The sequence below is a fragment of the Dehalococcoidia bacterium genome (assembly GCA_030648205.1).
In the GTDB taxonomy this organism is placed as follows: domain Bacteria; phylum Chloroflexota; class Dehalococcoidia; order JAUSIH01; family JAUSIH01; genus JAUSIH01.
This window is the reverse complement of sequence record JAUSIH010000049.1, coordinates 22,179-48,019: the sequence shown is the minus strand read 5'-3', so window position 1 is coordinate 48,019 and position 25,841 is coordinate 22,179. Positions and strand designations below refer to the sequence as shown.

Genomic DNA, 25,841 nt, shown 5'->3' with positions numbered 1-25,841 from the left:
ACAAATTTCAAGTCCACGTTTGATATCTGGTCTCGAACTTTATTTTATACAGATAGATAAAGCGTCGCAGGGACAGAAGACCAGAAGATGCTACCGGAATAGCGTGCGAACTCCAAGTGGCCGGAGCGGGCCGAGGCGGAGGCGTGGACGCGTCGCGCGGCGCCGACGGGCAGGTCTAGTCCAACATCCTTTCGTCGAATTCCTTGAACGAGGAGAGCACCGCGCTTGCTCGGGAGAGGTCCATGCCGCGGGTGTACGGCGTCAGGATGGCGACGGCGCGCATGCCCGCAGCCTTCGCGGCCTCCAGACCTACCGGCGAGTCCTCAAACACCAGGCACGCGCCGGGCGGGACTCCCAGCTTGCGCGCCGCCAGCAGATAGACGTCCGGCGCGGGCTTTCCGCGCTCCACGTCGCCCGCCGAGACGATGGCGCTGAAGTATTCGCGGACGCGCAGCGTGTCCAGGATGGCGTGCACCCAGGCAAGCTCGGAGGAGGATGCCACGGCCATCTTCAGATCGCGCGCCTTGAGGCGGGGCAGCAGGTCCATCAGCCCGGACGTGGGCGTCACCCGCCCGCGCAGCGTCTCAATGACCGCCACGTCGTAGCGACGGAGCCACTCCGCCACGTCGCCGGGGAGGCGGAAGCGCTCCTTGAGCCAGCGCCACGTCTCTTCCGCCGTCGTGCCGAGAATCTCGCGGTTCTCTTCCTCCGACAGCCGCAGCCCGCGCGTCGTCAGAACGACGTTGATGGCTTCCAGGTACAGGGGCTCGCTGTCGCAGAGCACCCCGTCCATGTCGAAGATAACGGCTTGCAGAAGAGGCCCCCCCCCTTACTTTTTGGCCCGGATGGGGCGCGTGACGGCCCTGGAGTCGCCAAAGGTGCTGAAGAACGCCGTGTGGTAGCCGCCCAGGCCACCCGCCACGAAGATGAGGAACTGCCACGCTTCCCTTGCGTAGCGGATGTAGCCGTTTTCAATCTGCCCCAGGCCCGCGGCCTCCATCATCTTGATGCGCCGGCGGCTCATATAGGTCGAGGGTAGCTTCAGGTGCTCCAGGAAGTATTCCTTGACCTGCTGCTTGGTATATGTCGCGGCGATGAGCTTGGCGTGGCCCGGGCACATCATCAGACCCATCTCGCCGAGTCCGTAGAACGGGAACACGCTGTTGCTCGTAGCGCCGAGCATCCCGCCGGTCATGTTCTCCAGCAATTCGTCCGCGTTCTGGCTCTCCGTATCCAGCAGGTTGAAGGCGGAGGCGGGCGAGAGGAGCGTGACCGTGCTCTCCTCCTTCTTGAATCCGCGCTCCACGTGCAGAGGCTCCCACGGGCTCTCCTCTTCATACTCGCCCGCGCACATGGTAAAGGCGCCCGGCATCTTCCACGTAGCCTTGCAGGTCTGCTCCGGCACGCGGCCCGCCAGGTTGATCATTACAAGGCTGACGGCGCGGCCAATGGTGGCGTTGGCGCGCTTGCGCGGCCCCAGGACACTCCAGGAGCAGTTCACGTCAATCTGATTGCGGACGGGGCCGTTGATGATGACGAAGGGCACCGTGGGATTCGTCGTCGTGTTCATGCCGAAGACCTCGAAGTGCGGGTCGCCCGCGGCCTCCACGGCGGCGACCACCGTGGGGAAGTACTCCGGCTTGCACCCCGCCATCACGGCGCTGACAGCGATCTTCTCGACGGTGGCGTTGGCGCGAAGAGGAGGGAGATGGGTGACCACCTCGTCGGGACGGCGGTCCACCGTGGCCAGCATCCGCTGGACGCGCTCGGGCGTCGGCGGAATGATGGGCAGGCCGTCCGTCCATCCCTTCTCATACGTGTAGTCAAAGATGGCCTCAATATCGTCCTGGACGTCCATGAGCTTGGCGCGACTCGCCATGATGCACCTCTCCGTGTGGATTTCAGTTGAACGCCCCGCAATCGCCCCCGAACGAGCCATCTCCCTATCTGGCGGCGCAGGCCCCTGACACAGGGGTTCCCCCTCCGCACACGCCTGAGAAGGGGGAACCTCTGACACGAAATCTCGAAATGTCTGACGCGAGAGACCCCGTCGTTCGTGTCCCCCGCGCGGCAGCCTAGTGATGGATCGCCTGCTCCTTGGCGTGGCTCACCTTCTGGATGATCTCCTCCACCTTCTCCTCCGCAATCTGGCGAATGCGCTCGCGGGGGAGCGTCTCAAAGGGGTGGGGGACAACGACTATCGGCAGGTCGGGATAGCCCAGGGCCTTGGCGGAGTTCTTCGCGAGGCTGACGAATTGCTCGGTGACGATGGCGACGGTCGGGACGCCGCGCTTCTGCACTTCAACCGTGTCGTGGATACACCACGATGTGCAGGAGCCTCAGGCGGCGAGTCCCAGGATAGCCCAATCGCTCTTCGCCGAGAAGTCATCGAAGACCTTGCCCCAGGTGACGGCGTCCGAGCGGCCGCGAATGGCGCGCTTGCCCGTGGCGCAGCCGTCGCTGCCCGTGTACAGGTAATTCACCTGCTTGACGCCGTACCGCTCCTCCAGCAGCTCCTTGATGCGCTGCATGAAAATGTCGAAGCTGGGCCACTGGACCCGGAAGCCGACGGAGGAGCTCAGGACACTCTGCACCAGCGGGGCCAGGCGCTTCGTTTCCTGGGGGACCTCCCCCGCGGGGTCCAGAATCTGAATCGTATGCAGGCTTGTGGTCATAGGCTCTCCTTCCCGACAGACGCGCTGATGGTGCCCTGTCCAACGGGTGCAGAATACCACGGCGCCTCGCATGCTGGCAAGAGGCGGAGTCCGCGGCGAAGGAAAGCCGTATTCGCGAGGATTTCCACGGTCGGCGCGGGCCATCGTCGAGGGGTGGCGCCAGGACTATAATGGTGTGCGGCCCCACGCGCGTTGGGCAACCTGACCCCCGACCAGTTTGCTCAGCAGACCAACGGCATCATCCGGGTGGAACTCTCATTATGAGTGGACCTAAAACGGGGGGCAGGTCCTTCGTGAGGTGGTATTTATGAGTCATGCCGAATTGCTTGAACAGGGGAAGTTTCATGAACTTAGCGAACTGTTGCTTTTTGAGTACTTAGGAAACAATAAGAGCTTATTCGAAAGAGACGATTTGAATCGGCGGGTGAGAATCCTTGAGACACATATGAGGGATACGTACTCTGATCGGCGTACGAGTGTTGGGGCAAGGAAGGAAGATGCCCAAACTGCCACGCTTACCAGCGCACAAGAATTCCTCTCGACGCTTGTGCCCAACGAGGAAATGCCAGTGGAAGCTGTGCCTTCAGAGGCTGAAGAAGACGTCTCCGTTCCAGTTTTCAAGATACGTGTTTTGAGGTGGACCCCGGATTTCGGACAGGTGGTTAAGCGAGAGTCCTAGCCCTAAACTGAGCAAGCGATTGCAAGGAGGGCAGGACATGGCAGAGCAGCGACGGAAGCACAGCGCAGCGTTCAAGGCGAAGGTGGCCCTGGCAGCAGTGCGGGGTGACGCCACGGTGGCGGAGTTAGCGAGCCGGTTCGGGGTGCACCCCGCGCAAATCCACACGTGGAAGCGGGCCTTGCAGGAGGGGGCAGCCGCCGTCTTCGCGGAGGGCGGAGGGAAGAGGGAGAAGCAGGCGGACGCCCTGGTGGACCGGCTCTACCGGCAGATCGGCCAGCTGAAGGTGGAGCGGGATTTTTTACAGGACAGGTTGGTGCCATGAGCCGGGAGCAGCGGCGGGCGCTGGTGGAACGGTCCCACCGGCGGCTCTCCGTGGTGCGGCAGTGCCGGCTCGTGGGCATCAGCCGCTCCTCGTTCTACTACCAACGCAAGCCCACATCCCCGGGTGACCTGGAGCTGATGGCGGCCATGGACCGGCAGTATCTGGAAACCCTTTATTTCGGCTCGCGTCGGATGTTGGCCTGGTTCCAAGCCCGAGGCCACTGCATCGGCCGCAAGCGGATACGCCGACTGATGCGGGTCATGAGGCTGAAGGCCATCTATCAGCGGCCCCGGACCTCCCCGGGCTCGCCGGCGGCGCAGCGGCACCCCTACCTGCTACGGGGGCTGGCCATCACCCGTCCTGACCAAGTCTGGGCGGCGGACATCACCTACATCCCCATGGCCAAAGGCTTTCTCTACCTGGTGGTGGTCATGGATTGGCACAGCCGGTGCGTCCTGGCCTGGCGGCTCTCCAACACCCTGGACAGCCCCGATAGATCGGGGTGGACGCGTTGGAGGAAGTCCTGAGCAGGGGCACGCCGGAGATATTCAACACGGACCAAGGCGCCCAGTTCACTGGCGAGGCGTTCACGGGGCTTTTGAAGGAGCGGGGGATCCAGATAAGCCACGATGGGAAGGGGCGCTACCTGGACAACATTTTCGTGGAGCGGCTGTGGCGCCGTGCGCGCGCGCTGCGGCGCAGCCTGAAGTACGAGGAGGTTGTACCTGAAGGCTTATACGCAGGTCCCGGAGGCCCGAGTGGACATCGGGCGCTACCTGTGGTTCTATAATGAGCAGCGGCCCCATCAGGCCCTGCGCTACCAGACCCCCGCGGAGGTCTATCGATCAACAGAGGCATCCCAGGAGGCGGGACTCTCGCTTAGCGGAACCCCAAAGTTGTCCAACTAATGGGGTCCCCCTCAGTTTATCCATCTGACCCGACGCTAGAAGTTCTCAACGAACGTTGGAAAAGAGATGAAATCATTGTCACGGAGTTCCAGAGAGGATGGGTATGGAAACTCGCCCAGGCTAGCAGGTTAATCGAATCTTTCCTTAGCGGATTACCGGTGCCTCCCGTTTTCTTCTATAGGGAAGAATCGGGGAAGGAGGTTATCATAGACGGGCAGCAAAGGCTGCGTACGGTAGCCGGGTTCTTCAAGGGCGAACTACCAGACAAGTCCCCGTTCTACTTGAAGGGAGTCAGTAAACAGTGGGAGGACAAAAATTATGAGAAGCTGAATGAGAGCGACAAGAGCCGATTCCGGAATTCGATATTGAGGGTGATTGTTGTGGAACAAATCGACCCTCAGGATACTTCGAGTATGTATGAAGTATTCTCCCGACTGAATACGGGCGGAACAGCACTGTCTCCTCAGGAGGTTCGTAATGCAGCGTGCCACAGTCCTTTCAACGACCTGTTGAAAGACCTCAATAAGCTCGACGCGTGGAGAAGTGTTTTTGGGACTGAGACACCAGAGCCCCGCATGCGGGACATCGAACTGATTGCTCGTTTTCTTGCGCTAGGAGATGCGCAATACGCCAAACCGATGAAGCAGTTCATCACAGACTTCATGTATCGTCGGAAAGGACGGGGTGACAACGACAAATATAGGAAGATTTTCGAGGCTACTGTGAAGTCGGTCTATGACAAGCTAGGCGCAAAGCCATTCCATATATCACGTGGCATAAACGCGGCTGTCTTTGATTCAGTGATGACCGCATTTTCTCGAAATGGTAATCCTCCAGCCGATATAGTGATCAGATTCAATAAGCTCAAAGAAAACAAGGATTATTTGCGGGCTGTCTCAGCTTCGACCACAGACGAGGATACAGTGCGGCAAAGGATTAGCATTGCGGAAGAAGTTCTTTTTAAGTAATGGTCATACGGAATGTGGAGGTCTCAGCAAAGCTGGGTGAGATCAGCTCACTCCTGCAAGATTGCAAGAAGTGGGCGAGTGCTCAACCTAATTCGAGCTTGGGCGCACACTTGGCTACGTACGTCGACGTTTGTTTGCTCGGCGTGCTCGAAGAAAGAATTGAGTTACTGCTGCGCCAACGAGCCTGGAAACCGAACGACAAGTATATAGCAAACTACATTGAGGGTGATCTTAGGCAATCTTTCAAGAATCCAAAACGTGGCAAAATATGTGAAGTACTAGGTAAGTTTGGCCCGGATCTAGCCGATGCTTTTCGTGCGAAATTCTCTCCCACATGTTCCGAGATCAATGCTTTGGAGAGCATAAATAGCATAAAGAACAATCTGGCGCACGTGGGGGCCTATGACTTGAAACTGACGTTGCAAGACGTTGAAGACTACTTCAATCGAGTCGTTCCAATTCTGGAAGTGCTGGAATCAATTTTATCGTAACGTGCTATGGTCTTGTCACTGGCAATTTGTTTTTGCTAACATTTTGCTGGCAGACAGAAACTAATGAGGTAGCGGGTGGCATTGGTGGAGCAGCCGGTCCAGCATGGCGGCGGCCACCACCGCATCGCCATCAGCTTGTGCTATAATCCACGTTTGAACGCACCACGCCGGGAGGCTCTATCTGGTTGTCTCCCTGAACTAGAAGGAGAGCGGCATGAGCTTGCTCCTGTACGTCACATCGCTGGAAGCCCGCGCGGGCAAGACGGCCCTGGGCGCGGCGCTGGGCCGGCGTCTTCTCGAAAACGGCAAGCGGGTCGGCTACTTCAAGCCCGTGCGGGTGGCGCGGGGCGTTAACGAGGGCGAAGACCCTGATGCAGGCTTCATGCGACAGGTATTGGGCCTGCCGGAGCCGGTGAGCGCGCTCGCGCCCGCCATGGCCGCCGATGAGATGGCGGAGGCCCTCTCCGCCCGCAGGGGCGCCGTGGCGAGCCGGGTCAAGGCGGGCCTGGACGCGGTGTCACAGGACAAGGACGTGGTCATCGTCGAGGAGGGCCTTGACGATCAGGGCAGCGGCCTTGCCCTGGCGCAGGCCTCGGGCGCCGCCGCTCAGGCCGTGGGGGCGAAGGCGCTGCTCGTGGTGCGGCCCACCCATCGGATCAAGCCGGAGGTGGTGGTCAGCGCGGCCAGGTCACTGGGGCAGAGCTTCATAGGCGTCGTGCTGAACGCTGTTCCACAGATGCACCAGCGCTGGGTCCGCGACGAGCTGATGCCCGCGCTGTCCAAACAGGGGATAACGGTGCTCGGGGTCATTCCGGAGGAGCGCGCCCTGCTGGCCGTGACGGTGGAGGACATGGTGAAGCGCCTGGAGGCGGACGTGGTGCTGTGCGCGGACCGTCTGGGGCCGCTGGTGGAGCACATCATGGTGGGCTGCCTGACGCTGGACAACGGCGACCTGTACTACCGCCGACACGCCAGCAAGGTGGTCATCAGCCGGGCCGACCGTCCGGACTTCCAGTTCGCCGCGCTGGAGACGCCCACGCACGCCCTCTTTCTCACGGGCAACGCGGACACCAGCTTCTACGTCCTGGAGAAAGCCGAAAATCTGAAGGTGCCCGTCGTCCGCACACGCCGCGACACGCCCGCGACCATCGCCGCGCTGGAGCCGTTGCTGGCCGCGCCTACTTTCTACTATCCGCAAAAGCTGGAGCGCATGGCGCGGTTGGTGGCGCAACACGTGGACGCGGCGGGTATTTTCAAAGCGCTGGGCCTAAACATCGCGCTTCAGGGTGCGTAATACCCGCGGCCTTCAAATGCGTCGGGGCGTCAATCCAGGGCGCAGGGATATACCCCCCTGACAGCCTATTGAACTCCCGTGGGGGAAAGGGTATAATTGGCGATTGTTGAATTTTTTTACAGGAGGGCAGGTGATTGAATGCGTTAGGGACTCACATCCTGATGGAAATGCGGGATTGTAACAGCAAGCTGCTGGACGATCTGCCTTTTGTCCAAGAGTCGCTGCTGACGGCGGCGCGGACCGCGGGCGCGACCATTATCGGGCAGACCTTCCACAAGTTCAGTCCCCAGGGTGTCACCGGCGTGGTGGCCATCGCCGAGTCCCACCTCTGCATCCATACCTGGCCTGAGCACGGGTATGCAGCGGTGGACATCTTCACGTGCGGTGAGGCGTTCCGGCCCGAGATGGCTGCGGACTATCTGGCCCGCGCTTTTCAGTGCCAAAGTCCGGTGAAGACGGTGATCAAGCGGGGTATCCTGGCCGATGGCCGTCCCGTGGTTGCCCCCTCCGAGGCAGCCAAAAAGGGAAACGGGCAGAAGGTCAGGCTGGGCGCCACCGCAACTGTATGAGTACAGACTCCGAAGCCTGCTTAGGAACCAGGCCCTCCGTGGAATGCTCGGCGGAAAGCTAGACCGGCGGGAATAGTCTTCTTTTGTCTTTTTCAGCGCCCTGGGGAGGGCGCTTTTTCTTTTAACGCGGGGTGGCGCGATCCGGAGGGAACACGTATCACGCGGCGGGCTTCTCGGCGGACCGGGCGGGACGCGGCGCCAGGGCGAGCAGGGCGCCGCTCGCCAGCCAGCACGCGGCGAAGAGCAACCACATGCCGTTATAGCTCCCCGTCGCGTCGCGGATGACGCCGCCCAGGAACGGCCCCAGGCCGGTGCCCACGACTATCACGGGATAGACCGCGCCGCGCAGCCTCCCCAACGTGCCCCGTCCGTAGTAGCTGGTCCACACCATGACCTCCGCGACAACCCATCCGCCAACGCCCAGCGGGTACACCAGCACAAAGGCGATGATTCCCGCCGTGGAACCCTGAAAGGCAAGCAGTCCCAGGATGATCAGTCCGCTGCCGCCGAACATCGCCGCCATCGCCCATTTGGCGTTCCATCGCGTCATCCCGAATCCCCACAAAGGCTTGGCGGCGACCAGGGACACGGCGAACACGGTGAATAGCCCGCTGGCCAAGGCCGCTTCGTAACCAATGTCCCGGAAATAGGGATACATGTGCACGAGGACCCCCTGGACGGGGATACGCGCCAGCATGATAGCCACGGTGATGAGCCAGAACGCCCGCGTGCGCGCCGCACCTCGAAACGTCCACACCGGCTCCGCTGGTTGCACAGCGGTCGGAGTGGTCGGCACCACCGTAGCCTCTCGCGCGCCGTCCGGCCTTAGCCCCAAGTCTTCCGGCTGCCTTCGGACCACGATGGCCGTCAGCGGGACGATGAGAACCAGAGCCACAACGCCCAGGATGGCCCACGCGGTCCGCCAGCCCACCGCCTCGATCAGCACGGACACAACAGGGATGAAGATGACATTGCCAACGGACAGGCCCAGGCTGGCGACCGCCAGCGCCAAGCTGCGCCGCCGGACGAACCACTTGGCGACCAGCGTGGAGGTAATCAGTTCCGACGCGATGGACATGCCGAGTCCCCATAGCACACCGTAGCCAAGGTACAGTTGCCACAGCTCGGTGGAGGAACTGAGGAGGAAGAGCGCCGCGCCCCCGGCGAGGCCGCTGCCCACGAGCAGAAGTCGCGCGCCCAGAGGATGGTCGCAGAGCAGGCCCGCGAGAGGCCCGCCGACAGCGCCCGCAAGAATGCGCACCGTGATGGCCGCGCCCATTGCACCGCGACTCCAGCCCAGTTCGGCACCCATCGGAATCAGGAACAGGCCGTAGCTGACGATGCCCGCCCCCGAATGGACCATGCTGGTTATGAAGCTGGCGAAGACCACCCACCAGCCGTAGAAGATGTGGCGAGGGCGCTGGGGAGCTCCCTTCGCCGGGGGTGGCTGCGCGGCCTGCTCGCTGACTGGCGTCATAGTGCGGGACTGGTCGCCATCACGCGCGCTCCCTCCGGACGGTCGTGTGACGCTCCATGTCCAGTAACCGCTCCTTCAGTTCCACGCCCAGGCCGTAGCCGCCCAGCTTGCCGCTGGACGCCACGACGCGGTGGCACGGGATGACCAGGGGCATGGGGTTCGCGGCCATGGCCTGGCCCACGGCGCGCGCGGCCCGCGGGCTGCCCACCTGCGCGGCCAGTCCACCGTAGGTGCGCACCTCGCCGTAGGGGATGGCGCGCGTCGCCTCCAGCACGCGCCGGGTGAACGGCGGCGTCAGCGAGAGGTCCACCGGCTCCTCAAAGCTCACCCGCTCGCCGTCCAAGTAGGCGCGCAGCTTCTGCTCCAGCGCCCAGCCGAGGCCGGAGGAAGGAGCGTCACGCAGGAGCGTGAGCCGTAGGGCGTCCTGCCGCAGCTCGGCCTCCGCGTCGCCAGCATGCGCCCTGGGTCCGGCGACGGCGACGAGGCCGCGCCGCGTCCACGCGATGCCCAGCCACCCGATGCGGGTGAGGAAGACCCGCGCCTGGTGGGACTGAGGCTGCGTCGCCTTGCGCTTCTTCACTGGCACATCTTCCTCCGGTCGTTCAACTTTTTCGTGCGGCGCACCGAGAGGTCTCGACCATCCCACTGTGTCCCCTTTCCTGCCAGGAAGGGGGAACAAGTAAATCTGGGGGACACCCCCAGACCCCCACCTGAGGGGGCTTGCCCTCTCTGCACTCCCCCAATTGTTGTTCCGGCAAAAACATCCAACGCGGCATAGAATCACCGCCTAGTGTAGTGTCCCCGAAGTTTGCCACAACGTCATTGCGAGGCCCGATGGTTCGATTTCCTCACCACAGGCTCCGGAGGGCCGTAGCAATCTGGCGGCGGGGTCCACCCCTCTTCTCCCGATGAAATCGGGACTTCGTCGGCTCGATTTGTCGGGACTCCTCGCAATGACAATTCCGTACGCGTATTTCAGTTATAGGCCCTAGTGCATCACCGTCCCACCGTTAACGTTGAGCGACTGCCCCATCATGTGGCCCGACTCCGAGGCGCACAGGAACGCGATGACCGACGCCACGTCCTCCGCCGTCGCCACGCGCCCCAGCGGAATCTCATGGCCGCGCGTCTCCAGCATCCGCGCGCGCATCTCCTCGGCGGAGAGACCGGAGTCGCCGAGGCGCGTACGCACCGTCCAGTCCAGCCGCGCCGTGTCCACCGTGCCGGGGCAGACGGCGTTCACGCGCACCTGGTGCGGCGCCATCTCCAGCGCGAACGCCTGCGTCAGCCCGATCAGCGCGAACTTGGAGGCGCTGTACGCCGCCATGCGCGGCCTGCCCGTCCGTCCCGCCTCCGACGAGACGACGACCACGCTCCCACCCTTCCCCCGCTCCACCATGCGCCGGCCCACCGCCTTGCAGCAGAGGAACGTCCCCACCACATTCACCGACAGCACGCGCCGCAGCTCCTCCTCCGGCAGGTCCAGCACGGGCACACGGTCGCCGCCCGGGCGCGCGCCCGCGTTCGCGACAAAGATGTCGATGCCGCCGAAGCGGGCCAGCGTCCTCTCGACGGCGGCCTGGACCTGGCGCTCGTTCGAGATGTCCGCCTCAATGGTCATGGCCTTCCGGCCAAGCGCCTCGACCTCCGCGGCGACGCTTGCAAGCCCCTTCCAGTCGGCCTGCTCGTCCGACGGACGCTGGTCGCGCGGCCACGCAACATCCAGAAGCGCCACGTCCGCGCCGTCCCGCGCCAGGCGCAGCGCCGTCGCCCGTCCAATGCCGCGACGTCCGCCCGCGCCCGTCACCAGCGCCACCTTGCCCCGGAAGTCGTATGTCATACCCGCGCCTCTCCTACGCCGCCTGCTATAATCGCAGGGTAAGGATACACCAGAAGGCCACAACACGAAACATGGACATCCTGGCAGGACTCAACCCCGCCCAGCGCGACGCCGTCCAGCACATCGAAGGGCCGCTCCTCATCATCGCGGGGCCGGGCAGCGGCAAGACGCGGGTCATCGTTCACCGCATCGCTTACCTGGTCAAAGTGTGCGGCGTGACGCCGTACCGCATATTGGCGGTCACCTTCACCAACAAGGCGGCGAAGGAGATGCGCGACCGGCTGCTCGCCATTCTGGGGCCCGCCGGAGTGGAAGACCTCACGCTGGGCACATTCCACGCCATCTGCGCGCGCATCCTGCGCCGCGAGGGCAAGCACATCGGCCTGGACCCCGCGTTCAGCATCTACGACGGCGAGGACCAGTTGTCCGTTCTCAAGCGGGCGCTGGACGAAGCGGGCGTGGACAGCAAGCGGCACCCCCCGCGGGCCATCCTGTCAGCCATCTCCGCCGCCAAGAGCCAACTCATAGACGTGGAGGAGTTCGGGAAGCGCAAGGGCAGCTACTACGACGAGATCGTCCTGCGGGTGTACCAGGCCTACGAGGCGCTGCTGGCCCAGCAGAAGGCACTGGACTTCGACGACCTGCTGGTCAGGACGGTGCGCCTGTTCCAGCAGAAGCAGGATGTCCTGGCCCGCTACCAGAGCCGCTACACGCACGTGCTCATAGACGAGTTCCAGGACACGAACATCGTCCAGTATTCCCTGGCGCGGCTCATGGCGGGCAAGTGGCGCAACATCTGCGTCGTCGGCGACCCCGACCAGTCCATCTACTCGTGGCGGCAGGCGGACATCCGCAACATCCTGAACTTCGAGAAGGACTATCCCGAGGCGAAGGTGGTCTATCTGGAGCAGAACTATCGCTCCACCGGCACCATCCTGAAGGCGGCGGACCAGGTCATCGCGGCGAACAAGCAGCGCAAGGCCAAGAACCTGTGGACGGAGAACCCGCCGGGGGCGCGCGTCGCCCTCGTGGAGGCGTACAACGAGCAGGAGGAGGCCCAGTTCGTCGTCGGCGAAGTCGAGCGGCAGGTGAAAGCGGGGCGGCACAAGGCTGGCGACTTCGCGGTGATGTACCGGGTCAACGCCCAGTCGCGCGCGGTGGAGGAGGCGTTCCTGCGCCACGGCCTGCCATACCGGCTGGTGGGCGCGACCAAGTTCTACCAGCGCCGCGAGGTCAAAGACGCGCTTGCCTACCTGCGGCTCATCCACAACCCCTGGGACGACGTGAGCCTGGCCCGCGTGGTGAACGTGCCCAACCGGGGCATCGGCGAGAAGACCCTGGACGATCTTTCACGATGGGCCAAGGGCCAGGGCCTGCCCCTCTACGCCGCCATGCAGGCGGTGGCCGCCTCGCGTAACGCCGAAACGCCCGTGGAGCACCCCTTCCACCCGCGCACGACCGTCGCCATCACCAACTTCGTGGAGCTGATGGACGGGCTTGTCGCGGGCGGCAAGGAGCAGGACGTGGTGCAGCTCCTGGACGAGGTGGCGCGGGCGACGGGCTACCGCAAGCACCTGTTGGAAGAGGATGACGGCGAGGAGCGGTGGGAGAACGTGCGCGAGCTGCGCACGGTGGCCAGCGAATACCAGCACCTCGGCCCGGAAAGGGGGCTGGCCGACTTCCTGGAAGGGGTGGCGCTGGTCTCGGACACGGACAACATGGACGAGAAGCGTGACGCGGTGACGCTCATCACGCTGCACCAGGCCAAGGGGCTGGAGTTCCCCGTCGTGTTCATCGTCGGGACGGAGGAGGGCCTGCTGCCGCACAGCCGCAGCCTGGAGGACCCGTCGGAAATGGAGGAGGAGCGGCGTCTCTTCTACGTCGGCATGACGCGCGCCAAAGAGCAGCTCTTCCTGGTGCGGGCCTACCGGCGCGCGTTCATGGGCGCCGTGGGCGAGAGCGGGCCGTCGCGGTTCCTGCGCGACATCCCGCGGGAGCTGGTGACCACGCGGGAGGGCGTGGCGCGCAGCCTGCTGCCCGAGTCCGGGTGGCGGACCGTCGCCGCGCCGCAGAAGCCCGCGACGAGCAGCGCGCCCGCGGAGACGGCGGGGGCCGCGGCGCCCGCCGCGACGTACCGCGCCGGCGACCACGTGCGCCACGCCACCTTCGGCGAGGGCGTCGTGGTGAGCTGCTCCGCCTTGCGGAGCGGCGACCACGAGGTGACGGTGGTGTTCAAGACGGCGGGGCTGAAGAAGCTGCTGCTGAGCTACGCGCCTCTGGAGCGAGTGGAGGGATAGACGGCTATAATAAAGATGGTGGATGAGAAATGAAGTTCACGCGTATCACAGTCAAGTCCGATCAGATGGACGGCGTGCCGTGCATTCGCGGGCTGCGCATTCCCGTCGCCACGGTCGTTGGCATGGTCGCCGAGGGCATGACCGCGCGGGAGATATTGAAGGCGTACCCTGACCTGAAGCCTGCGGATATTCGGGAAGCCCTGCGCTACGCAGCGGAAGCGGTGCGAGAACGCGAGTTGCCGCTGCTCTCACAGGCGTGAAGTTTCTCATTGACAACGCCCTGTCGCCGCTGATCGCTGGCGGTCTGCGGACAGCGGGTCATGACGCGGTCCACGTCCGCGAGTACAAGATGCAGGCCGCCACAGACGCGGGTATCTTTACCCGGGCGGCGTCTGAACATCGCGCCATAGTCTCAGCGGACACTGACTTCGGCACTCTCCTTGCGCTGCGCCAGGAATCAAACCCCTCCGTAGTCCTTTTTCGTGGACGCTCCACCCGCAGTCCCGTGAAGCAACTGCGCGTGCTCCTTGCCAATTTGCCAAACCTGGAAACGGCGCTCAAGAAGGGCTGCGTTGTGGTGTTTGACGAGACACGGGTCCGCATCCGTCCGCTGCCAATCGGTCCGGGAGCGTAGAGGAAGCCCAAGGTAAGAAAAGACGCCGGACACTCAGTATCCGGCGTCTGGCGTTTCAGGAAGGGTGCGCATCCGCCAGGGACTGACCGGCGACCGCTGACGACCCGTTCGCTTCCACAGCCCTAGGGAAAACCCACCACGATCGGGGACTCTACTCGCGACGTTAGCGCCAATCACATCTTGTCATTTCGCCGCCCTCTTTCTCTCGCCATGCGAATTGATTTGTCGAAGTTCAAACACATCTCAGAGACACGAGACACGTTGTCCGTTTCTGTTACCACTTGCTCATGGACAACCTCGGGTACTTCGTCCAATCGGAACGCGTGCTGATAGCAGTCGAGCACGATGTCTTCGACAATACGCTCTTTCATTCGGACGCGCTCTTCTGCTGTTGTACAGGCCTTCAAGAGATCAACGAGTCGGGGATGCCCAACATTGATGTCAACAATTAGCCAACTTTCTCCTTCGCGCTCGGTCTTCTCACCCCAGTACGCAGATTCGTTATCTGGAATGCTCAGTAATTCGCGGTACTTCTCAAGTGAAGCAGGCAGGGGAGCGATCTTCTTTTCGAATAGCAAGTCCTTCAAGGATTCCTTGTCCGCATCATTTGCTGCGCAGAAAGTGATCTGCGGACGTACAGACTGTTTGCGTTTGCGCTCATGCTCCTTTGGCTTGGGGGCAACTCCAACAGCAAGCTTGGCGCTCAACGTCCGTCCGTCTGTGGTTTGAAGAACTATTTCGATCTCCCCAGCGCTTTCGTTACCCGAGACAGGAACCTTTGGAGACTCAAGGCACGCGAGGGTCACAGAGCCATATCCGCGACCGTCAATGTCCGCTTTCCCCGTGATCGAGAGTTGAGACAGCCGCTGTTCCGCTCCTGTCAGACGGGCGAAACAGCGTGGATTGTCCCCATGAAATGAATACTTCGGAGGTCGTGCGTCGCTCTTGAACTTCAGCATCTTCGCTGTTCCCTCGGGCACAAACACGCCCGCCGGTGATATGAACGCAAAAATTTGGGGTGGATCACGGGGCGGAATCTCCGGGCGAGGATTGCCTCGAACGCCTTTCTTGCCGGGGTCGCCACCGCCCACAGCCTCTGCCGGACCAGCCGCTGCATCGGAGAGAATTGCCGCAAGAAATACTGAAATCTTCCGATTCAAGTCCTCGCTGGATTGTTGCGCTTTTGCTTCCTGACGCCTATGCTCGATCGCCAGCAGCGCCTCATCTTCAGACAATAGTTCCTCGACCCGTTTTTTGAGCGCGCGGGTAAATGGTGAGTTCTTTGGACTTTCCCGAGAATTGGAGATGATGTTTTTGAGAGCCTCCTCATCTAGACCGTCAAGTCTCACTTCGACGATGGCACTTGCGGAGATTTCAGTTAAGTTTGCGTCAACAAGAAGCTTTGGTGTCATTTCGCCGTGATTCTGACCGTTCAGCGTAATGATCACAGGGTGCTGATTGTCGACATAATTACGGACGCGACCGTGGTCGCGTAGCACAAACACGTAAACGCTGAATGATCCATAATCGACACGTTCAACACGCAGTGTTTCCGATTTTTCACCTGAACGGTACTCAACCACATTGACGTCACCATCTCTGTCTTCCAACAAGCGATAGTAAGCGCCTTTAATTGTTCGCACGCCAGTGGGTGTGTCCCCTCTGGCAAGTTCTCCGCGAATCTCAAAAGGAAGGGGATAAGAGAAGAACAGCCTTCCGAGACGACCAGCAGGTGTGTCTTGATGAGTACCTACAGGAGTCTTCAGCCATGAGCCACGATTATAGCCATAGTGCCATGTTGAAGTTCCGGGAAAACAGTGGGCAATCTGCGGGATTGCATCGAGGCTGTCTGCAAGAGGCAAATGGTCGTCTGAACAGAACCATTTTCTCACTGTGGACTGCTTTGACGCTTCGCCCTCTTGCTCGAGGAAAATGAGTGTCCAGTAGAATTCCCGTCTGCTGAATTCAAACCGAGGAGCCGTCAAGATAAGACAAAGCTCACAGAACGCCAATGCGCTGCTGCCTCCATGACCAAACTGGCCAATCGCTTCAAATGTCTTCAGTTTGTCGTCACTATTTAGGTCAAGAATAGTCGTTGCCATCTTGTCCCTAGCGATGCCCAACGATGTGTCTTGAACGAGTACTGTGACCAGTCCCTCGGGTGCGTGATACTTTTGGAAGCGGAGATGTGTGACGCTGTCGTCAGACCAGAATTGCACGGCCGGTTTGCCAAAAGATATCTCAGGTCTTTGTGGTTCCCATATGCAGCTATCCGTGTTCGCATTCAGGAACCTTTGTGCTGCAATGCGAGGAGTAAGTGTAACTTCACTCCGGTCTAGGCCTGCGAGTTTTCGGGCTGCTGTCAAGGATGCATCAAACGAGTTGGCGATGCGCTCTACGATTCCACGGTCACTCTCGGCGGCGGCATCAATTGAAGACTTCTGATTGAGGCGGCCAAAAAGACGAGAGGAGAACCCGGCTGCGCGGAGGGCAGACTCAAGCTGACGGGCCTGTGCCAGAGATGGCGCGGTTATCAATTGCCGCAGGACATCGAGCACATTACTTGGACTGCTCATGCGTGTTTCTCCTTATCGTCTGCGCTAACATTGTTTATATCGACCCGCATGATACTCAAAATACTGTTGTGCGAGCCATATAAGACACCTTTGAAAGCAGAGCCGATTCGGTCGCAACCAAGAGCATTTCAGGCTGTTGCGTCGCGGCGCTGCTCTTATCACGGTGTTTTATACGGATCGACATAATCTCCTCTGCACGCTGCCAATATACACCCGTCGTCCAACGTGTCAAGCGCACCCGTGGGAAAGACAAGGATGTCCCCTCTTCTTCTCTCCTTGCAACTGTCTCCCATGTTTCCGGACGAGATCAAAACGTGTACGGGCCCATCTGAGCGGTTGGGACATGGTGAGAAGACAAGAAGCCCCAGCCGTACGGCTGGGGCTTCTTCCAGCGATTACGAGGGAGGCCCGATGCGCCTTATGCCTTGCGCTCCGCGACCGGCATGAGGTCGCGCCGCAGCACATCACTGGGGCGCGTCTTGGCGACGGGCACGTTGGAGAAGACCTTCCAGAACTTGGGCTGGCAGCGCTGCCAGCCATCCAGAATCTCGGCGGCGCGCTTGCTCCCCGTCAGGACGTGATGCTTGGTCAGGAGCGACTTCAGCATCTCCGCATCCTCCGCGTCTTTCACGCGCTCTATCTGCACCAGCTCCGGGTTGAAGCGCTTCGAAAACTCGCCCGCCTCGTCCAGGACGTAGGCGATGCCGCCCGACATGCCAGCCCCGAAGTTCACGCCCGTCTCGCCGAGGACGACGACTATGCCGCCGGTCATGTACTCGCAGCCGTGGTTGCCCACGCCTTCCACGACCGCTATCGCGCCGCTGTTGCGGACGGCGAAGCGCTCCCCGGCGCGGCCCGCCACGAAGAGCTGGCCCCCGGTGGCGCCGTACAACACGGTGTTGCCGATGATGACGTTCTCGCTGGGCACAAAGGCCGCGTGCTCCGGCGCCACGATCACGATCTCCCCACCGGTCATCCCCTTGCCCACGTAGTCGTTGGCCTCGCCGCGCAGCACCAGGCGCATGCCGTTCGCCAGGAACGCGCCGAAGCTCTGCCCCGCTGTCCCATCGAACTGGATGCTGATGGTGTTCTCCGGCAGGCCCTTATCGCCATGCTTGAGCGCGATGGCTCCCGCCACACGAGCGCCCACGGTGCGGTTCTCGTTGCGAATGCGATAGGCAAGCTGCACAGGAGTCCCGGCCTCCAGGCTGGGCGCGGCGTCCTTCAGGATGCGGTTGTCCAGCGGGACATCGCCGGGCCGGTCGTTCCGCGGCTGCACCCGCTTGCGTGGCCGCGTGCGCGAGGGGTCCGGGTCCGCCAGGAGGCGCTTCAAGTCCAGGGCGTAGGCCTTGGGGTACTCCGCCAGGGGCACCGCCTGAAGCAGGTCAGTCCGGCCGATAACCTCGTCCAGGCTCCGGTAGCCCAGGCGGGCCAGGTGCTCCCGCACCTCCATGGCGACAAATGTGAAGTAATGGATGACCATCTCCGGGGTGCCCCAGAACTTCTTCCGGAGCTCCGGCTTCTGCGTCGCTACCCCAACGGGGCAGGTGTTGAGGTGTCACTGCCGCGCCATCTTACAGCCCGCCGCGATGACCGCCATCGTGCCGAAGCCGTACCCTTCCGCGCCCACGCACGCCGCTATCACCACGTCACGGCCAGTCTTGAGGCCCCCGTCCGTGATGAGGGTGACGCGGCCGCGCAGGTCGTTCATCACCAGCACCTGCTGCGTCTCCGAGAGTCCCAGCTCCCACGGGCTGCCCACGTTCTTGATGGAGCTGAGGGGCGAGGCGCCCGTGCCGCCGTCATGGCCGCTGATGAGGATTTCGTCGGCGTAGGCCTTCGCGACGCCCGCGGCGATGGTGCCCACGCCCGCCTCGGCGACGAGCTTCACGTTCACTCTGGCGCGCGGGTTCACCATCTTCAGGTCGTAGATGAGCTGCGACAGGTCCTCGATGCTGTAGATGTCGTGGTGCGGCGGCGGCGAGATGAGCGGAACGCCGGGCGTGGCGTGGCGCAGCCGGGCGATATGCTCCACCACCTTGTGGCCGGGGAGTTGGCCGCCCTCGCCGGGCTTGGACCCCTGGGCCATCTTGATCTGGAGCGTCTCCGCGTTCACCAGGTACTCCGTCGTGACGCCGAAGCGGGCGGAGGCCACCTGCTTTATCTTGCAGTTCAGGCTGTCGCCGCCGCGGGTCATGTGGTAGCGCGTGGGGTCCTCGCCGCCCTCGCCGGTGTTCGAGCGCGCGCCGATGCGGTTCATGGCGATGGTCAGCGCGTCGTGCGCCTCCGGCGACAGCGCTCCCAGGGACATGGCGGCGGTCTCAAAGCGCCGCATGATGCTGTCCACCGGCTCCACATCGTCCACCGGGACGGGATGCCTGTCTGACTTGAACACCAGCAGGTCCCGCAGCGCGGTGGGCTGGTCCTTCAGCCGCTGCCCGTAGATGATCTGTGTGAAGGCCTGGTAGTCCTCGTACTTGCCCGATATCACCGCCTGGTGCAGCGCCCGGACGACGAACGGGTTGTTCGCGTGGTATTCGCCGTCCTTGCGGAACCGGAAATAGCCGTAGTCGTCCAAGCCGTGGCCGTTGGTGGCCTGATAGGCCCTCTTATGCCGCGCAAGGACATCCTTCGCCAGATCGTCCAGGCTGGCGCCGCCTATCCAGGAGGTGGTGCCGGTGAAGCACTCCTCCACCAGGTCCTGGGACAGGCCGATAGCCTCAAATATCTGCGCGCCGATATAGCCCGACACGGCGGAGATGCCCATTTTGGACATGATCTTCAGGATGCCGGATTCCACCGACTTCCTGTACGTCTTGAGGGCCTGCTCCAGCGTGATGTTCTCATCCTCACCCTTGTTGACCCCATCGTAGATGGTCTCCAGGGCCAGGTAGGGATTGACAGCGCTGGCGCCGTAGCCCAGCAGCACAGCGTAGTGGTGGTACTCGCGCGCTTCCCCCGTCTCCGCGATGATGCTGGCGTGCATGCGCTTGCCCTCGCGGATGAGGTGGTGGTGGACGGCGCCCACGGCCAGCGCCATGGGGACAGGGGCCTGCGCCACATCCACCTTCCGGTCGCTCAGCACAAGAATGCTGTAGCCCGCGTCCACCGCCTCGCTGGCGGCCTTGCACAGGGCGGCCAGCCCCTTGCCCAGGCCGGCGGGGCCGTCCGCCGCCGGGAAGACCGCGTTCAGGGTAGTAAAGCGGAAAGCCGGGTCCCGGATGGCGCGGAGTCTGGCCAGGTCGTCGTTGAACAGGATCGGGCTGGAGAGGTGGATAAGCTTGGCGTGCTGCTCGGACTCCTCCAGCAGCGAGTGGCGCGCGCCCAGGTAGGTGTTCAGAGACATGACGATCTGCTCGCGCAGCGGGTCAATGGGCGGGTTGGTCACCTGGGCGAACTTCTGCTTGAAGTAGTCGTACAGCAGGCGAGGCTTGCGGGACAGGATAGCAAGCGGTGTGTCGTCGCCCATGGAGCCGATAGGCTCCTTGCCCTCCACGAACATGGGTTTGAGGACCAAATTCAGCTCCTCCGTGGTATAGGAGAAGGCGCTCTGCCTGCGCAGCAGATCAGGCTCCTGGCCCAGCATGTGGCCGTCCGTGGCCTCGGGTTGGAAGCCCGCCAGGCGAAACAGGCGGCGGTTGACCCACTCCCCGTAGGGCCGCCGACCAGCCAGGGCGTCCTTAATCTCCCTGTTGGTCAGGAGCACGCCCTTGCGGGTGTCCACCGCGATCATCTCGCCGGGGCCCAGGCGCCCCTTGCGGATGACGTGCCGGTCGTCCATGTCAATGACGCCTACCTCGGAGGCCATGCTGACGATGCCGTCGTCCGCGACCTTGTAGCGGGCGGGCCGCAGCCCGTTCCTGTCCAGGCACGCACCCACGACCACGCCGTCGCTGAAGGCAAGGGCCGCGGGACCGTCCCAAGGCTCGGATATGCACGCATGGTACTCGTAGAAGGCGTGCCAGGCGGGGTCCAGGTTGGGCATATTCTCCCACGCCTCCGGCACCATCATGGTCATGGCGTGGAGGATGTCCCTGTCGGACATGACCAGGGCCTCAAGGGCGTTATCCAGGTTCGCGGAGTCGCTGCCGCCGGGCTGGATGAGGGGCCGCAGGTCGGCGACGCGCTCCTTCCAGACCTGGGACCGCATCTGCGGCTCCCGGGCGCGTATCCAGTTGCGGTTGCCCTGGAGGGTGTTGATCTCTCCGTTGTGGCCCACGAAGCGGAAGGGCTGGGCCAGATACCAGTTAGGGAACGTGTTCGTGCTGTACCGCTGATGGAAGACGGCCAGCGACACGGCAAATGACTTGTCCCGCAGGTCCTCGTAGAACGCCGCAAGCTGGGGCGCTACGAAGAGGCCTTTGTACACCACGGTCTGGTGCGAGAAGGAGGGAGCGTAGAAATCAGGGATGCCCGCGTCCGCCACCTGCCGCTCTATCTGCTTGCGCGCCAGGTACAGAGTCCGCTCGAAGGCCGCGTCGCTCAGCCCGTCCGGGCGCCCCAGGAGCGCCTGCCGGACGACCGGCTGGGTGGCCAGAGCCTGCGCGCCCAGGACGCTGGGGTCAACGGGAACGTCACGCCAGGCCAGAAGGCGCAGGGCGTTCCGCGCGGCCACCTGCTCGACGATCTGCTGGCAGCGCTCGCGGGCGCCGGCGTCGCGGGGGAGGAACAGCATACCCACGGCCAGGTCCGTGGGCCGCGGCAGACGCACGCTCTGCTTCTCCAGGTCCCGTGACAAAAGCTTATGCGGGACCTGGGTCAGGATACCGGCGCCGTCGCCGGTCTTCATGTCGGAGGAGACAGCGCCACGGTGCGTCAGATTAACGACGGACTCGACGGCCTTCTCCAGGATGCCGTGACTCCGGTGACCGGAGATATCCGCGACAAAGCCGACGCCACAGGCGTCGTGCTCCAGGTCAGGATGATAAAGGAGACCTTCCGGTTGAGGTTGCGCAGAGTTCAGCATTGCTCCGTTCCTTAACGCCAAAAGAGGGACCGCCGCCCTCGCCGTTTCCTCCCCTCGGCGCCCGGGCGGTGAAGCCAGAGTCTGAAGACCAGTGCTTGACTGCTACAGGATGGGCAGGTAACGCTTGATCTCGTAGTCCGTCACCTGCTTACGGTACAAGTCCCACTCGATTTTCTTGTTCTCGATGAAGCTGTCGAACACGTGGTCGCCCAGGGCTTCGCGCAGAAGCTGGCTCTTCTCGGCCAGCGCGATGGCCTCGCCAAGGCTGGCGGGCAGGGTGCCTATGCCGCGCCTCTTGCGCTCCTCTTCCGGCATCTTGTAGACGTTTTCCTCCACAGGCTCAGGAGGCTCCCACCCGTTCTTCACCCCGTCAAGACCGGCCGCGAGCATGACGGAGAAGCACAGGTACGGACTGCAGGCCGGGTCCGGCGACCGATACTCGATGCGCGTGGCCTCTTCCTTGCCTGGCTTGTACTCGGGCACGCGGATGAGGTCGGAGCGGTTGCGCCATGCCCAAGAGAGATAGACCGGCGCCTCGTAACCCGGCACCAGGCGCTTGTAGGAGTTGACCCACTGGTTGGTGACCAGGGTAAGCTCCTGCGCGTGGCGCAGCAGCCCTGCGATGAAGGACCGCGCCATCTTGGACAAGTGGTGAGACGCCTTGGCGTCATAGAAGGCGTTGCGCCCGCCCTTGAAGAGCGACTGATGGACATGCATGCCGCTGCCGTTGACGCCGAAGATGGGCTTGGGCATGAAAGTGGCGTACACATCATGCTCCTGGGCTATCTGCTTGACCACCAGCCGGTAGGTCATGACGTTGTCCGCCATGGTCAGAGCATCCGTGTAGCGCAGGTCTATCTCATGCTGGCTGGGCGCGACCTCATGGTGGCTGTACTCCACCGGGATGCCCAGCTCCTCCAGGGTCAGCACCGTCTCGCGCCGCAGGTCTGACGCCATGTCCGGTGGAATCAGGTCAAAGTAGCCGGCCTGGTCAAGAGGCTCGGGGTTATCGGCGGCCTTCAGGTAGAAATATTCCAGCTCGGGGCCGACGTAGTAGGTATAGCCCAACTCCGACGATTTCAAGAGGTTGCGCTTCAGAACGTAGCGCGGGTCGCCCTCAAAGGGCTTCATGTCAGGCGTGAGGATGTCGGCGAACATGCGCGCCACACCCTTCTGCTTGGGCCGCCAGGGCAGGATGCGGAAGGTATTGGGGTCCGGCAAGGCAAGCATGTCGCTCTCGTCAATGCGGACGAACCCCTCAATGGAGGAGCCGTCGAAGCCCTTGCCCTCGGTCAGGGCGGCCTCCAGCTCCTCGACGGTGATGGCGAAGCTCTTCAGGTGGCCCAGGATGTCGGTGAACCACAGGCGAATGAACTTGATGTCATTCTCCTTGGCCATCCGGAGGACGTACTCTTTGGCTTCCTTGTCTTTTTTGAGCATGTCGTCACCCTACAGCGAGAAAATGCCGCCCTTCCGTTCGCGGGGCGAAGTGTACCGATCAGTCTAGCTTATTGTGAGAATTCTGTCAAAGTTTGGCGCAAGGGAGAATAGCTAGGAGTACCTCCAGGCCGCGCGTGACGGGAAACGCCAAGCCACGGAAAAAGGGAAGGGGGCTGGAGTTCCAGCCCCCTTCCGGGACCCCTTATGTCCTGGGCTAGGCGTCAAAGTACATGAAGTACTCGTAGGGGTGAGGCCGCAGGCGGACAGCGTCACACTCCTTGCGCTTTATATTCAGCCAGGTGGAGATGAAGTCCTTGGTGAACACGCCGCCGCGCAGCATGAACTCGTTGTCTTTCTCCAGCGCGTCCAGCACCTCGTCCAGGCTGCCCGGCACCTCCTTGATCTTGGCCGACTCGGCGGCGGACAACTCGTAGAGGTCCTTCTCCGCGGGCTTGCCGGGGTCGATCTTGTTGACGACTCCGTCAATGCCCGCCATCAGCATGGCTGCGAAGGCGAGGTAAGGGTTGCAGGAGGGGTCCGGAGGCCGGAACTCAATGCGTCGCGCCTTGGGCGAGGTGAAGTACATGGGCACGCGGACAGCCGCGCTCCGGTTCCGGGCGGAGTAGGCCAGCTTCACAGGCGCCTCGTAGCCGGGAACCAGGCGGCGATAGGAGTTGGTGGTCGGCGCGCAGATGGACAGCAAGGCGGGCGCATGCTTCAACAGGCCGCCTATGTAGTGAAGGGCCGTGTCGCTCAGCATGGCGTAGCCGGCCTCGTCATAGAAGAGGTTGGTCCCGTTCTTCCAGAGGCTCTGGTGCGTGTGCATGCCCGTCCCGTTGTCGCCAAAGAGGGGCTTGGGCATGAAGGTGACCGTCTTGCCATGCTTCCGTCCGACGTTCTTGAGGATGTACTTGAACATCATCAGGTTGTCGGCCGTCCGGGTCAGAGTGCCGTACCGGAGGCCAATCTCGCCCTGGCCAGCGGTGGATACTTCGTGGTGATGCTTTTCGATGGGAAGGCCCGCATCCAGCATCTTGAGGATGACTTCCGAGCGGAAGTCCTGAAGCATGTCGGCGGGAGGGACGGGGAAGTAGCCCTCCTTGTGGCGTGGCCGGTACCCCAGGTTCTTGTGGCCGTCCTCGTTCTCCGCGCCGGAGTTCCAGATGCCCTCCGCGGAGTCCACGAAGTAGAAGCCGCTATGGTCGGTGTAGTCGAAGCGGACCGAGTCGAACACGAAGAACTCCGCCTCCGGGCCCCAGTAGCTGGTATCCGCCAGGCCGCTCTTCTTCAGGTAGGCCTCAGCCTTCCGAGCGATGTAGCGCGGGTCACGGCTGTACGGCCCCTGGGTGACGGGGTCCTTCACGTCGCATATCATGGTGAGGGTGGGGATTTCCAGGACGGGATCAACGACCGCCGTCTCCGGGTCCGGGATGAGTAGCATGTCGCTCTCCTGGATGTGCTGGAAACCCCGGATACTGGAACCGTCAAACCCGGTGCCTTCCTCGAACAACTCCTCGTTCATCTCCTGCAGAGGAATGGAGAAGTGCTGCATGGTGCCCGGCAGGTCCGGGAACTTCAGGTCAATGATGTTGATTGAGTTCCGCTTGCAGAACTCAATCACCTGCGCGGGCGTTTTCTTTGACGTCGTGGCGGAAGCCTTTGCCATGGGGGTAAACCTCCTGTTTTTGCGCTCTCTATATCGTCCCAGCGGAGGCGATTGAGGACTCCACTGCATTATCGCTCCGCGTTGTTACGCAAATGTTACAAACGTGTAACATCCATGTTACGCACCCGCTCGCTCCGCCGCCCTTCGACGAGTGTTGCGAATGCGCCGAACACCTCCCCCGCCTGCTGCGCCAGGTCCTGCGCGCGCGTGCGCGCCTCCGCGACCAGGCTCTGGCCTCTATCCTCAAGCCCGGCCATGGCCAGGTCATGGGGATACTCACGTACCCAGGAGGCCACCATGCCCGGCGTCACCTCCAGATGGAACTGGAGCCCGTAGGCCGCGCGACCGTAGCGGAAGGCCTGCTGCGGGCAGACCGCAGAGGATGCCAGGCTCACCGCGTCCCTCGGGAGGTCAAATGTATCGCCGTGCCACTGGAACACCGTCATAAAACGTCCCTGCGTCCTGAATAGGGGGTCACGTCCCCCTTCCTCGGTGAGCTGCACCCGCGAGAAGCCGATCTCTCTGGCCCTGGCGGGGAACACCCGCGCCCCCAGGGCCTTCGCCAGGAGTTGAGCGCCCAGGCAAATGCCCAGGACCGGCACACCCGCGCGAAGGGCCTGTTGGAGCACCTTGACCTCGTCCCGAAGAAACGGATGGCGCTCCCCCTCGTCCACGTTCATCGGCCCACCCAGCGTCACCAGCCCCTGGTAAGACGCTATGCTGGGCAGCGATCCGTCCTGCCCCATCCGCACTATGTGGGTCGAAACGCCCCTGGCTTCCAGGGCCGTCGCGAGAAGGCCAGGGCCTTCGCACGCGATGTTCTGCAGGACGAGGACAGCCATTCAGCACCTTTCGTTGACACAGCGAGGGCCGGAGGACTCCAGCTTGCGCCGCGCCCTCCGGCCCACACTGGCGCGTTTCAGTTCTAGTCTAAGCGCCGGACTTCCGCTCACGGATGGGCGCGACGACCCACGTGACGAGCAGGGCGACGAAGGCCAGGAGAGCGATGGCTGTTTCCATATCTGTCCTCCTTCCGGTG

General features: G+C 62.6%; 23 protein-coding genes and 1 pseudogene. 11 read left to right on the top strand and 13 right to left on the bottom strand.

Going from position 1 to position 25,841, the window contains the following annotated elements:
• Positions 1-175 precede the first annotated feature (175 nt).
• The 4 genes from Q7T26_06675 to Q7T26_06660 all read right to left on the bottom strand — a co-directional run bounded on the left by Q7T26_06675 (position 176) and on the right by Q7T26_06660 (position 2,675).
• The gene (locus Q7T26_06675; protein ID MDO8531836.1) at positions 176-802 is read right to left on the bottom strand and encodes an HAD family phosphatase; all 627 of its coding nucleotides are present in this window, start codon (positions 800-802) and stop codon (positions 176-178) included.
• Positions 803-829: 27 nt separating this feature from the next.
• Positions 830-1,879, bottom strand: a complete 1,050-nt coding sequence (locus Q7T26_06670) for a hypothetical protein (protein ID MDO8531835.1) — start codon at positions 1,877-1,879, stop codon at positions 830-832.
• Positions 1,880-2,075: 196 nt separating this feature from the next.
• Positions 2,076-2,300 carry a hypothetical protein gene (locus tag Q7T26_06665; protein MDO8531834.1) on the bottom strand — a complete coding sequence of 75 codons (225 nt, stop codon included), beginning with the start codon at positions 2,298-2,300 and terminating at the stop codon, positions 2,076-2,078.
• A 39-nt stretch (positions 2,301-2,339) separates the two neighbouring features.
• Positions 2,340-2,675: a hypothetical protein gene (locus tag Q7T26_06660; protein MDO8531833.1), complete on the bottom strand. Its 336-nt coding sequence runs from the start codon at positions 2,673-2,675 to the stop codon at positions 2,340-2,342.
• A gap of 307 nt (positions 2,676-2,982) precedes the next feature.
• On the opposite strand from Q7T26_06660, the gene Q7T26_06655 reads away from it, so the two are divergent.
• The 8 genes from Q7T26_06655 to speD all read left to right on the top strand — a co-directional run bounded on the left by Q7T26_06655 (position 2,983) and on the right by speD (position 7,906).
• Complete coding sequence (locus tag Q7T26_06655; protein ID MDO8531832.1) at positions 2,983-3,354, top strand: hypothetical protein; 372 nt, start codon at positions 2,983-2,985, stop codon at positions 3,352-3,354.
• A gap of 37 nt (positions 3,355-3,391) precedes the next feature.
• Complete coding sequence (locus Q7T26_06650; GenBank protein ID MDO8531831.1) at positions 3,392-3,676, top strand: transposase; 285 nt, start codon at positions 3,392-3,394, stop codon at positions 3,674-3,676.
• Positions 3,673-4,203: an IS3 family transposase gene (locus tag Q7T26_06645; GenBank protein MDO8531830.1), complete on the top strand. Its 531-nt coding sequence runs from the start codon at positions 3,673-3,675 to the stop codon at positions 4,201-4,203. The genes Q7T26_06650 and Q7T26_06645 overlap by 4 nt, the downstream gene beginning before the upstream one ends.
• Entirely contained in the window at positions 4,188-4,466 is a 279-nt protein-coding gene (locus Q7T26_06640; GenBank protein ID MDO8531829.1) for a hypothetical protein, read from the top strand. Before Q7T26_06645 ends, Q7T26_06640 begins: the two co-directional genes overlap by 16 nt.
• A 117-nt stretch (positions 4,467-4,583) precedes the next feature.
• On the top strand, positions 4,584-5,552 hold the full coding sequence (locus Q7T26_06635) for a DUF262 domain-containing protein (GenBank protein MDO8531828.1): 969 nt from the start codon (positions 4,584-4,586) through the stop codon (positions 5,550-5,552).
• Positions 5,553-5,662: 110 nt separating this feature from the next.
• Positions 5,663-6,043: a hypothetical protein gene (locus Q7T26_06630; protein ID MDO8531827.1), complete on the top strand. Its 381-nt coding sequence runs from the start codon at positions 5,663-5,665 to the stop codon at positions 6,041-6,043.
• A 214-nt stretch (positions 6,044-6,257) separates the two neighbouring features.
• Positions 6,258-7,337: an AAA family ATPase gene (locus Q7T26_06625; GenBank protein ID MDO8531826.1), complete on the top strand. Its 1,080-nt coding sequence runs from the start codon at positions 6,258-6,260 to the stop codon at positions 7,335-7,337.
• Between the two features lie 134 nt (positions 7,338-7,471).
• Positions 7,472-7,906: an adenosylmethionine decarboxylase gene (gene speD / locus Q7T26_06620; protein ID MDO8531825.1), complete on the top strand. Its 435-nt coding sequence runs from the start codon at positions 7,472-7,474 to the stop codon at positions 7,904-7,906.
• Positions 7,907-8,063: 157 nt separating this feature from the next.
• Here the strand turns inward: speD and Q7T26_06615 are convergent, their stop codons facing one another.
• The 3 genes from Q7T26_06615 to Q7T26_06605 form a co-directional block, all read right to left on the bottom strand.
• On the bottom strand, positions 8,064-9,383 hold the full coding sequence (locus Q7T26_06615) for an MFS transporter (GenBank protein MDO8531824.1): 1,320 nt from the start codon (positions 9,381-9,383) through the stop codon (positions 8,064-8,066).
• 19 nt (positions 9,384-9,402) lie between these two features.
• Complete coding sequence (locus Q7T26_06610; GenBank protein MDO8531823.1) at positions 9,403-9,969, bottom strand: methylated-DNA--[protein]-cysteine S-methyltransferase; 567 nt, start codon at positions 9,967-9,969, stop codon at positions 9,403-9,405.
• Between the two features lie 402 nt (positions 9,970-10,371).
• Positions 10,372-11,223: an SDR family NAD(P)-dependent oxidoreductase gene (locus tag Q7T26_06605; protein MDO8531822.1), complete on the bottom strand. Its 852-nt coding sequence runs from the start codon at positions 11,221-11,223 to the stop codon at positions 10,372-10,374.
• A gap of 71 nt (positions 11,224-11,294) precedes the next feature.
• On the opposite strand from Q7T26_06605, the gene Q7T26_06600 reads away from it, so the two are divergent.
• From Q7T26_06600 to Q7T26_06590, 3 genes are read left to right on the top strand one after another with little or no spacing between them, the layout of a single operon-like run.
• Positions 11,295-13,520 (top strand): UvrD-helicase domain-containing protein, encoded by a 2,226-nt coding sequence (locus Q7T26_06600; protein MDO8531821.1) that lies wholly within the window; start codon positions 11,295-11,297, stop codon positions 13,518-13,520.
• Positions 13,521-13,549: 29 nt separating this feature from the next.
• Positions 13,550-13,780, top strand: a complete 231-nt coding sequence (locus Q7T26_06595; protein ID MDO8531820.1) for a DUF433 domain-containing protein — start codon at positions 13,550-13,552, stop codon at positions 13,778-13,780.
• Positions 13,777-14,154: a DUF5615 family PIN-like protein gene (locus Q7T26_06590; protein ID MDO8531819.1), complete on the top strand. Its 378-nt coding sequence runs from the start codon at positions 13,777-13,779 to the stop codon at positions 14,152-14,154. Before Q7T26_06595 ends, Q7T26_06590 begins: the two co-directional genes overlap by 4 nt.
• A gap of 173 nt (positions 14,155-14,327) precedes the next feature.
• Here Q7T26_06590 and Q7T26_06585 read toward each other — a convergent pair whose 3' ends face one another.
• From Q7T26_06585 to Q7T26_06560, 6 genes and pseudogenes are all read right to left on the bottom strand, one after another.
• Positions 14,328-16,730: a hypothetical protein gene (locus tag Q7T26_06585; protein ID MDO8531818.1), complete on the bottom strand. Its 2,403-nt coding sequence runs from the start codon at positions 16,728-16,730 to the stop codon at positions 14,328-14,330.
• 418 nt (positions 16,731-17,148) lie between these two features.
• Positions 17,149-18,183 carry a hypothetical protein gene (locus Q7T26_06580; protein ID MDO8531817.1) on the bottom strand — a complete coding sequence of 345 codons (1,035 nt, stop codon included), beginning with the start codon at positions 18,181-18,183 and terminating at the stop codon, positions 17,149-17,151.
• Positions 18,157-21,696: pseudogene (gltB, locus tag Q7T26_06575) on the bottom strand (glutamate synthase large subunit). The gene Q7T26_06580 and the pseudogene gltB overlap by 27 nt, the downstream one beginning before the upstream one ends.
• A gap of 102 nt (positions 21,697-21,798) precedes the next feature.
• Positions 21,799-23,136, bottom strand: coding sequence for a glutamine synthetase family protein (locus tag Q7T26_06570; GenBank protein MDO8531816.1), 1,338 nt, complete (start codon positions 23,134-23,136; stop codon positions 21,799-21,801).
• A gap of 214 nt (positions 23,137-23,350) precedes the next feature.
• On the bottom strand, positions 23,351-24,802 hold the full coding sequence (glnA, locus tag Q7T26_06565; protein MDO8531815.1) for a type I glutamate--ammonia ligase: 1,452 nt from the start codon (positions 24,800-24,802) through the stop codon (positions 23,351-23,353).
• A 95-nt stretch (positions 24,803-24,897) separates the two neighbouring features.
• Positions 24,898-25,644 carry a type 1 glutamine amidotransferase gene (locus Q7T26_06560; protein ID MDO8531814.1) on the bottom strand — a complete coding sequence of 249 codons (747 nt, stop codon included), beginning with the start codon at positions 25,642-25,644 and terminating at the stop codon, positions 24,898-24,900.
• Positions 25,645-25,841 lie beyond the last annotated feature (197 nt).

What these genes read in the sequence shown, in the direction of transcription:
- Q7T26_06650 (MDO8531831.1), top strand. Translation starts at nt 3,392, where the DNA reads ATGGCAGAGCAGCGACGGAAGCACAGCGCAGCGTTCAAGGCGAAGGTG.
- Q7T26_06570 (MDO8531816.1), bottom strand. Translation starts at nt 23,136, where the DNA reads ATGCTCAAAAAAGACAAGGAAGCCAAAGAGTACGTCCTCCGGATGGCC.
- Q7T26_06660 (MDO8531833.1), bottom strand. Translation starts at nt 2,675, where the DNA reads ATGACCACAAGCCTGCATACGATTCAGATTCTGGACCCCGCGGGGGAG.
- Q7T26_06625 (MDO8531826.1), top strand. Translation starts at nt 6,258, where the DNA reads ATGAGCTTGCTCCTGTACGTCACATCGCTGGAAGCCCGCGCGGGCAAG.
- Q7T26_06600 (MDO8531821.1), top strand. Translation starts at nt 11,295, where the DNA reads ATGGACATCCTGGCAGGACTCAACCCCGCCCAGCGCGACGCCGTCCAG.
- Q7T26_06560 (MDO8531814.1), bottom strand. Translation starts at nt 25,644, where the DNA reads ATGGCTGTCCTCGTCCTGCAGAACATCGCGTGCGAAGGCCCTGGCCTT.
- Q7T26_06635 (MDO8531828.1), top strand. Translation starts at nt 4,584, where the DNA reads ATGGGGTCCCCCTCAGTTTATCCATCTGACCCGACGCTAGAAGTTCTC.
- Q7T26_06655 (MDO8531832.1), top strand. Translation starts at nt 2,983, where the DNA reads ATGAGTCATGCCGAATTGCTTGAACAGGGGAAGTTTCATGAACTTAGC.
- Q7T26_06645 (MDO8531830.1), top strand. Translation starts at nt 3,673, where the DNA reads ATGAGCCGGGAGCAGCGGCGGGCGCTGGTGGAACGGTCCCACCGGCGG.
- Q7T26_06595 (MDO8531820.1), top strand. Translation starts at nt 13,550, where the DNA reads ATGAAGTTCACGCGTATCACAGTCAAGTCCGATCAGATGGACGGCGTG.
- Q7T26_06585 (MDO8531818.1), bottom strand. Translation starts at nt 16,730, where the DNA reads ATGAGCAGTCCAAGTAATGTGCTCGATGTCCTGCGGCAATTGATAACC.
- Q7T26_06580 (MDO8531817.1), bottom strand. Translation starts at nt 18,183, where the DNA reads ATGGAGGTGCGGGAGCACCTGGCCCGCCTGGGCTACCGGAGCCTGGAC.
- Q7T26_06605 (MDO8531822.1), bottom strand. Translation starts at nt 11,223, where the DNA reads ATGACATACGACTTCCGGGGCAAGGTGGCGCTGGTGACGGGCGCGGGC.
- glnA (MDO8531815.1), bottom strand. Translation starts at nt 24,802, where the DNA reads ATGGCAAAGGCTTCCGCCACGACGTCAAAGAAAACGCCCGCGCAGGTG.
- Q7T26_06670 (MDO8531835.1), bottom strand. Translation starts at nt 1,879, where the DNA reads ATGGCGAGTCGCGCCAAGCTCATGGACGTCCAGGACGATATTGAGGCC.
- Q7T26_06615 (MDO8531824.1), bottom strand. Translation starts at nt 9,383, where the DNA reads ATGACGCCAGTCAGCGAGCAGGCCGCGCAGCCACCCCCGGCGAAGGGA.